The sequence below is a fragment of the Bradyrhizobium sp. P2_E8 genome (genome assembly GCF_056403875.1).
Genome location: NZ_JBFUES010000276.1, coordinates 1 through 7,840 on the forward strand (window position 1 = coordinate 1; position 7,840 = coordinate 7,840).

10 protein-coding genes and 1 pseudogene are annotated in these 7,840 nt (G+C 64.9%); 7 read left to right on the forward strand and 4 right to left on the reverse strand.

Translation table 11 applies throughout. The annotated features are described in order from the left end of the window. From AC1D00_RS17055 to cynS, 3 genes and pseudogenes are all read left to right on the forward strand, one after another. Window positions 1–184 (forward strand): annotated as a pseudogene (locus AC1D00_RS17055) (nitrate ABC transporter, permease protein); the annotation flags it as partial. 6 nt (window positions 185–190) lie between these two features. Next, entirely contained in the window at window positions 191–1,123 is a 933-nt protein-coding gene (locus AC1D00_RS17060; RefSeq protein ID WP_271577230.1) for an ABC transporter ATP-binding protein, read from the forward strand. Window positions 1,124–1,222: 99 nt separating this feature from the next. After that, window positions 1,223–1,711 (forward strand): cyanase, encoded by a 489-nt coding sequence (gene cynS, locus AC1D00_RS17065; RefSeq protein ID WP_011088475.1) that lies wholly within the window; start codon window positions 1,223–1,225, stop codon window positions 1,709–1,711. A gap of 135 nt (window positions 1,712–1,846) precedes the next feature. Here the strand turns inward: cynS and AC1D00_RS17070 are convergent, their stop codons facing one another. Next, window positions 1,847–2,170 (reverse strand): DUF1476 domain-containing protein, encoded by a 324-nt coding sequence (locus AC1D00_RS17070; RefSeq protein WP_135174151.1) that lies wholly within the window; start codon window positions 2,168–2,170, stop codon window positions 1,847–1,849. A 309-nt stretch (window positions 2,171–2,479) separates the two neighbouring features. Between AC1D00_RS17070 and purC the strand changes: the two genes are divergently transcribed. Further along, window positions 2,480–3,247, forward strand: a complete 768-nt coding sequence (purC, locus tag AC1D00_RS17075) for a phosphoribosylaminoimidazolesuccinocarboxamide synthase (protein ID WP_008974302.1) — start codon at window positions 2,480–2,482, stop codon at window positions 3,245–3,247. Window positions 3,248–3,260: 13 nt separating this feature from the next. Then, on the forward strand, window positions 3,261–3,500 hold the full coding sequence (gene purS / locus AC1D00_RS17080; protein WP_014494125.1) for a phosphoribosylformylglycinamidine synthase subunit PurS: 240 nt from the start codon (window positions 3,261–3,263) through the stop codon (window positions 3,498–3,500). A gap of 153 nt (window positions 3,501–3,653) precedes the next feature. Here purS and AC1D00_RS17085 read toward each other — a convergent pair whose 3' ends face one another. Further along, window positions 3,654–4,670, reverse strand: coding sequence for a magnesium and cobalt transport protein CorA (locus AC1D00_RS17085; RefSeq protein WP_135174152.1), 1,017 nt, complete (start codon window positions 4,668–4,670; stop codon window positions 3,654–3,656). A 167-nt stretch (window positions 4,671–4,837) separates the two neighbouring features. Between AC1D00_RS17085 and purQ the strand changes: the two genes are divergently transcribed. Together purQ and AC1D00_RS17095 are read left to right on the forward strand one after the other, a co-directional pair. Then, entirely contained in the window at window positions 4,838–5,539 is a 702-nt protein-coding gene (purQ, locus tag AC1D00_RS17090; RefSeq protein WP_477011479.1) for a phosphoribosylformylglycinamidine synthase subunit PurQ, read from the forward strand. After that, window positions 5,536–6,510, forward strand: coding sequence for a tripartite tricarboxylate transporter substrate binding protein BugD (locus AC1D00_RS17095; RefSeq protein ID WP_271577233.1), 975 nt, complete (start codon window positions 5,536–5,538; stop codon window positions 6,508–6,510). Before purQ ends, AC1D00_RS17095 begins: the two co-directional genes overlap by 4 nt. Before the next feature lie 9 nt (window positions 6,511–6,519). On the opposite strand, the gene AC1D00_RS17100 is transcribed toward AC1D00_RS17095, so the two are convergent. Beyond that, window positions 6,520–7,485 carry a DMT family transporter gene (locus tag AC1D00_RS17100; RefSeq protein WP_477011480.1) on the reverse strand — a complete coding sequence of 322 codons (966 nt, stop codon included), beginning with the start codon at window positions 7,483–7,485 and terminating at the stop codon, window positions 6,520–6,522. Between the two features lie 75 nt (window positions 7,486–7,560). Next, the coding region (locus AC1D00_RS17105) for a PaaI family thioesterase (protein ID WP_477011481.1) at window positions 7,561–7,840 on the reverse strand (280 nt) is incomplete at its 5' end.

Genomic DNA, 7,840 nt, shown 5'->3' on the forward strand with positions numbered 1-7,840 from the left:
GCTCGTGATCGTCGCCGCCGAGATGCTCGTCGGCGGCACCGGCATCGGCTACTTCGTCTGGAACGAGTGGAACAACCTCTCGATCACCAACGTCATCATCGCGATCCTGTTGATCGGGATCGTCGGCATGCTGCTCGACCAGATCCTCGCGCGCTTCACGCGCATGGTCACATTTCCGGAGTAGGGGCCGATGACCGACAAGTTCGTCTCCATCGAAGGCATCGCAAAGCGCTATCCGGGTGCGGGCGGTGCCACGACCACCGTGTTCGAGAATCTCTGGCTGTCGATGCCGCGCGGCGAGTTTTGCTGCGTGATCGGCCATTCCGGCTGCGGCAAGACCACGGTGCTCAACATCCTCGCCGGCCTCGACGCGCCGAGCGAAGGCGCCGTCATCGTCGACGGGCAGGCGATTTCGGGCACGAGCCTCGATCGCGCCGTGATCTTCCAGAGCCACGCGCTGCTGCCCTGGCGCACCGTGCTCGGCAACGTCGCCTATGCCGTGAGCTCGAAATGGCGCAGCTGGGATCGGGCGAAGGTCAAGGCGCACGCGCAGACCTTCATTGATCTCGTCGGCCTGACGGGCTCAGAGCACAAGCGACCCTCGGAACTCTCGGGTGGCATGAAGCAGCGCGTCGGCATCGCCCGCGCGCTCTCGATCACGCCGAAGATGATGCTGATGGACGAGCCGTTCTCGGCGCTGGACGCGCTGACGCGCGGAACGCTTCAGGACGAGGTGCGGCGCATCTGTCTGGAGACTGGCCAGACCGCGTTCATGATCACTCACGACGTGGACGAGGCGATCTACCTCGCCGACAAGATCTTCCTGATGACCAACGGCCCCGGCGCGGTGCTCGCGGAGGTGGTCGAAAATCCGCTGCCGAAGGATCGCGGCCGCACCGACCTGCACCGCCATCCGCTGTACTACGCGCTGCGCAACCACATCATCGATTTCCTGGTGACGCGCAGCAAGACATTCGCGGCCGAGAAGCCCGGTCACGATCCGCGCAACGTGCCTGTGGTGCATATCGGCAAGCCCGGGCTGACGGTCGCCTCCGACGCCAAGCCGGAGCCGCTCAAGGAGACGTCATGGCCGGGCTTGTCCCGGCCATCCACGTCTTCCTAAGCCAGCCAAGAACGTGGATGCCCGGGACATTTTGTATGAAGACGCGCTTCGCGCTTTTGGCCCGGGCGCACGGACACCTAACCAAGAGGAGACCCTGACATGAAACGCGAAGACCTCACCGAGAAGCTGCTCGACATCAAGCGCGAGAAGGGCTGGAGCTGGAAATACATCTGCGAGCAGATCGGCGGCTATGCGGAGGTGCTGATCGTCGGCGCGATCCTCGGCCAGATGAAACTGACGAAGCCCCAGGCCGCCAATGCCGGCGAGCTGTTCGGCCTGTCGAAGGCCGAGACCGCGATGCTCAACGAGGTGCCGATGCGCGGCACCGGCACACCGATGCCGCCGACCGATCCCCTGATCTACCGCTTCTACGAGATGGTGATGGTCAACGGCCCGGCCTGGAAGGCGCTGATCGAGGAAGAATTCGGCGACGGCATCATGTCGGCGATCGACTTCGACATGGGAATCGAGCGCGTCGCGAACCCGAAGGGCGACCGTGTCAAGATCACCATGAGCGGCAAGTTCCTGCCGTACAAATATTACGGCGCCAGCGGCAACGTGCCGGAGTATGGCTTCAAGGAGGGGTGATTTGGCCCTCCGTCATTCCGGACGGCGCGACAGCGCCGATCCGGAATCTCGAGATTCTCAGGTGCGCCATTGCGCACCAGGGTTCGGTCCTACGGACCGCCCCGGAATGACTGCGAGTGTGGGACGCGCGCGGCCTTATGTCCCCGCCTTCACCTCGGCCGCGGCCACAGCGAGCAACTCGCTCATCTTGGCGCGAATCGCCTGCTCGGTGACGACGACGCTCTTGGCGGCGAAATCGGCCATGAGCTTGCGCAGGACGTCGCCATCGCCGGCCTCCTCGAAATCGGCCGCGACCACCTCCTTGGCGTAGGCCGTGGCGGCTTCGCCGGATTTGCCGAGCTTTTCCGCGGCCCACAGCCCGAGCAGCCGGTTGCGGCGGGCCTCCGCCTTGAACTTCTGCTCCTCGTCGAGGGCGAACTTCTTCTCAAAGCCTTCCTCGCGCTTGTTGATCTCGCTCATGCCTTTTCCAATTCCCTGCTGACTGGACCCGGCGGCCCTCGTTGCGACAGCCCCGGCGCATGCCTAGATAGGGGGCACGAATCGGCAAAACAACGAGCCGTTAAGCCGCAGGCAAAACGGTATAAGTTGGTGCCGGACGGCCGGATCGATTGTGCTCGGACAGCCAATCGGATAGGTTGCCTAAAGGCTTGGTTCCCGTTCTGTTTCTACGGGTTCCCGGCCGTTCACGGCAGCTCCGCTGTGGGTCGTAATCCTAGTCAACCGGAGCACACCAAATTCATGGATTTCAACAAAACACGGTACATCCCCATGAGCCGTCGGCGTCGCATTTATGAAGGCAAGGCAAAGGTTCTTTACGAAGGCCCGGAGCCCGGTACCCTGATCCAGCACTTCAAGGATGACGCCACCGCGTTCAATGCGAAAAAGCATCAGGTGATTGAGGGCAAGGGTGTCCTCAACAACCGGATCTCGGAGTACCTGTTTCAGCACCTTAACGACATCGGGGTGCCGACCCACTTCATCCGCCGCCTCAACATGCGCGAGCAGTTGATTCGCGAGGTCGAGATCGTGCCGCTGGAAGTGGTGGTGCGGAACGTCGCCGCCGGCTCGCTGTCGCAGCGCCTCGGCATCGAGGAGGGCACGCAGCTGCCGCGTTCGATCATCGAATTCTACTACAAGAACGACCAGCTCAACGACCCCATGGTGTCGGAAGAGCACATCACCGCCTTCGGTTGGGCGACGCCCCAGGAGATCGACGACATCATGGCGCTCGCCATCCGTGTCAACGACTTCCTCACCGGCCTCTTCCTCGGCATCGGCATCCGCCTCGTCGACTTCAAGATGGAGTGTGGACGGCTGTTCGAGAACGAGATGATGCGGATCATCGTGGCCGACGAGATCTCGCCGGATTCCTGCCGGCTGTGGGACATCAAGTCGAACGAGAAGCTCGACAAGGATCGTTTCCGCCGCGATCTCGGCGGGCTGCTGGAGGCCTATACCGAAGTTGCAAAACGCCTCGGCATCCTCATGGAGAACGAGCGTCCGGCGGGCTCCGGCCCGGTGCTGGTGAAGAGCTAAAGGGGTTTTCGACGTGAAGGCACGTGTTACCGTTACCTTGAAAACGGGCATCCTCGATCCGCAGGGCAAGGCCATCGAAGGCGCGCTGAAATCGCTCGGCGTCGACGGCGTCGCCAGTGTCCGCCAGGGCAAGGTGTTCGACATCGAACTCGCCGGCGCCGACAAGGCCAAGGCGGAGGCGGCGCTGAAGGAGGCCGCCGACAAGCTGCTGGCGAACACCGTGATCGAGAACTACCGAGTCGAGATCGTTTAGTCCGGCCTGCAAACCCTCATGGTGAGGAGGCGCGCAAGCGCCGTCTCGAACCATGCGGGCCTGGCTCTCGCACCTCGGCCTTCATCCTTCGAGACGCGCGCAGGGGGCGCGCTCCTCAGGATGAGGAGCTTCGTTGCCGTGTAGGTTCGCGGGTCACAGCCACCCGACGCGGCGGAAGCGCCAGTACAGTCCGAGGCAGGCGAGCGCCATCAATCCCAACACGATGAAGTAGCCGTATTCCAGCTGTAGCTCCGGGATGTACTTGAAGTTCATCCCGTAGATGCCGGCGACTGCGGTCGGGACGGCCAGGATCGCGAGCCATGAGGCGAGCTTCTTGGAGACCGCCGTCTCCTGCGCCTGTCCCACCAGCAGGCTCGCTTCGAAGGCGAAGGCCAGCACTTCGCGCATGGAATCGATGCGCTCCTGGATGTTCCTGACGTGGTCGGTGACGTCGCGGAACAGCGGCTGCATGGCCTGCCGCACCATCGCCAGCTCGTCATGCTCCAGACGGCGGCAGACCTCCACCAGCGGGCCGATCGCGTTCCTGAGCCGCAGCAGGTCGCGGCGCAGCATGTAGAGCCGCTCGATCTGCGCCTTGCTGATCGGCTTGGAGAGCACGTCGTCCTCAATGCCCTCGACCTCGTCGTGGATGCTCTCGAGCACGGGCGAGTAGTTGTCGACGATGAAATCGAGGATGGCGTAGAGGATGTAGTCCTCGCCGCGCGCGAGCGCCCGCGGGCAGCTTTCGCAGCGTTCGCGCACCGGCGTGTAGGACGTCGAGGCGCCGTGGCGCACCGAGACCAGATAGCCTTCGCCGACGAAGATGTGGGTCTCGCCGAAGGCGATCCGGCCCTCGACCAGCTGCGCCGTCCGCGCCACGATGAACAGGGCCTCGCCATATTGCTCGATCTTGGGCCGCTGATGGGCGTGGGCGGCGTCCTCGATCGCGAGATCGTGCAGGTCGAACTGCTTCTGCACGGCGCCGAGCAGGGCCGCGTCCGGCTCGTGCAGCCCGATCCAGACCACGTGGCCGGGCTTGGCCCGCCAGCTCGAGGCCTCGCTGATGGCGATGTTGGCGACGCGCCGGCCGTCGACATAGGCACCCGCGGCGACGACGCCCTCAGCGGACACCGGATCGGCGGAGGATGCGGGCAGCGACGGGACGTTCATGGCTGCAATCCCGGGCAAAATCGTCAGGCAAAAGCGCCGTGGCTATGGCCTGTGTACAAGGCCGTCCGGCGAGGCTAGCACTGGTAAAATCCCCGTCAAATGGCTATGTCTCTTCACGAATTGGCCCTTCGGCCAGCCCGATTCCCGTCACCGTCGGAACCCCTGCCATGAAAGCCGCCATCCTCGTCTTTCCCGGAATCAACCGCGAGCGCGACATGGCGCGCGCGCTGAGGCTGATCTCGGGCAGCGAGCCCGCGATGGTCTGGCACGCCGAGACGTCGCTGCCCGCAGGCACCGATCTCGTGGTCGTGCCCGGCGGCTTCTCCTATGGCGATTACCTGCGCTGTGGCGCAATCGCCGCGCGTGCGCCGGTGATGGATGCGGTGCGCGACTATGCGGCCAAGGGCGGCCTCGTGCTCGGCGTCTGCAACGGTTTTCAGATCCTCTGCGAGTCCGGCCTCTTGCCGGGTGTGCTGATGCGCAATGCGCGGCTGAAATTCATCTGCCGCGACGTGCATCTGCGCGTCGAGCGCTCCGACACGCCGTTCACCCGCGGCTACAATGCCGGCCAGGTGATCCGCGTCCCCGTCGCGCATGGCGAGGGCAATTACGAGGCGGATGAGGAGACCATCAAGCGCATCGAGGGCGAGGGGCGGGTGCTCTATCGCTACTGCTCGGCCGACGGCGCGGTTGACGAGAGCCACAACATCAACGGCGCGGCGCATTCGATCGCCGGCCTCCTCAACCACAGGGGCAACGTGTTCGGCATGATGCCGCATCCGGAAAACCACGTCGAAGACATCATGGGCTGCACCGACGGCCGCGGCCTGTTCGCCGGTCTCACCGCGCATCTGGAAAAGGCCGCGTGATTTCGTTCGTGTTGAAACGGGTCCTCGCCGCGATCGCGGCGCTGTCGCTCACGACTGCCGCTTTCGCCCAGGATTTCCCCAAACGTCCGATCACCATGATCGTGCCGTTCGCGGCCGGCGGCACCTCGGACGTGATCGCGCGCACCGTCGCCGAGCAGATGGGCATCGCGCTCGGCCAGACCATCGTCATCGAGAACGTCGCCGGCGCCGGTGGCTCGACCGCGCTGGCACGCGCCTCGCGCGCCGAGCCTGACGGTTACACCATCGCGATCGGCAATGCCGGCACCAATGCCGCGACCTACACGATCTATCCAAAGCTGCCGTTCACGCCCGAATCCTTCGTGCCGATCGCCATGGTGGCGAAGACGTTCGGCATCATCGCGATCCGGAAGGATTTTCCGGCGAAGGACCTCAAGGAGTTCATCGCCTACGCCAAGGCCAATCCGGGCAAGATCAATCTCGGCCATGCCGGCGTCGGCTCCTCGAACTATTTGATCTGCAAGAGCTTCGTCACGGCTGCCGGGATCGACGCGACGCTGGTCGGCTATCGCGGCGCCGCGCCTGCGCTGACCGATGCGGTCGGCAGCCAGATCGACGGCGTCTGCGATGCGGCCGCCTCGGTGTCGCAGTCGATCAACGAGAAGCTGGTGAGGGGGCTCGTGGTCGGCTCGACCGTGCGGCTCGCGACGCTGCCCGATCTGCCGACATCAGCCGAAGCCGGCCTGCCCGAATTCGAGGCGCAGGGCTGGAACGGCCTGTTCGCGCCCAAGGGCACGCCGCCGGCCGTCATCGCCAGGCTGAATGCGGCGGCGCGCACGGCGGTCGAGACCGACGCGGTCAAGAAGCGTTTTGCCGACCTGTCGACTGTCGCGCCCGATGACAACGAGCATACGCCGGAGCTGCTTCAGCAGCTGGTGACGCGCGACGTCGAGAAGTACCGGAAGATGCTGGCGGACGACGCCAAACCCTAGCGCCTCGCGCTAGCGCAGCTTCAGCCGCTCCGCCGGCACCGTCATCGCGGCGACGCCGGCCATGACCAGCAGCAGGCCCAGCGCCAGGTTCGACGGCACGCTCTCGCCGAGCAGCAGCACGGACAGGCCGACGCCGATCGGGATGCGCAAATAGCCTTGCGCATTCGTGGTCAGCGTGCCGAGCCGGCCGAGGCAGACGTAGAACAGCATCAACCCCAACGCGCTGGAGACGAYGCCCATGACGATGGTGGCGATGATCGCCTGAAACGTCGGATGCAGCGTCCAGGGCTGGTCGATGATCAGCGAGGGCGGGAGCAGGATGAGACCGCCGAACAGCAGCGAGCCGGCCGCCACCACCATCGGGTCGTAGTCGGACAGCCTGAGGCCGAAGATCGTCGCGCAGGCAAAGGAGATGGTGGCGAGCAGGATCGCGATCTCCGCGATGATCTCACCCCTGAGACCACTGAGCGCATCGAGGCCGACGATGGCGACCGTGCCGGCGAGACCGAGGATTGCGCCTGCGAGCTTCAACAGCGTGGCGGGCTCGTGGCGCGTGATCAGCGAGGTGATCAGGAAGGCGAAGATCGGCGTCGTCGAGGCCAGCACCACCGTGTTGGACGCCGGCACATATTGCTGCGACCAGGTGATGACCAGGAACGGGAAGGTCGAGTTGATCAGCTGCTGGGTTGCGAACAGCTTCCAGGCCTTCGCGTCGGTCGGGATCCTGACGCCGCGCATCCACAGGATCGCGAACAGGAAGGCGGCCGCGATCAGCGACCGCGCCGAGATGAAGGTGATGGGCGGGATCGTGTCCAGGGCGAGCTTGGCCAGCGGATAGGTGGAGCTCCAGCAGCAGGCGAGCGCGAACAGCAGCGCATAATCGCGCCAGTTACGGGCGCCGGTCGCGGCCACGGACGGTAGCGGCGATGATACCGAGGCCGCTGCGCGACCCCTCGGCGACGTGCTCTGCGGCACCTTGTTCCTGCTCCCCGGCGCGACCGCGCTTCTCGCAAGTCTGGGCGAGGGGGCGGCAAAAGGGAAGGCGTCGAGCTATGCGTTTGGCTGAGGGAGCGACTTCCACTTCGCGCGCTTGATCGTCCCGGAAAAGGTGAACAGAAGGCGCTCGCCGGAGGTCATCTGCCCGCGCAGGAAGATCAATGMGCCGCCGGCGCGGGTGACCTCGCCGGTGCACTCGATCAGCTCGCCCTCATGCCCGGCATCCAGGAACTCGCAGGCGAAATTGACCGTCACGCCGCGGCCGTTCAGCGCGTTCCGGCCGATCGCGAACAGGCAGTAATCGGCGAAGGCCATGAAGCAGCCGCCATGGACG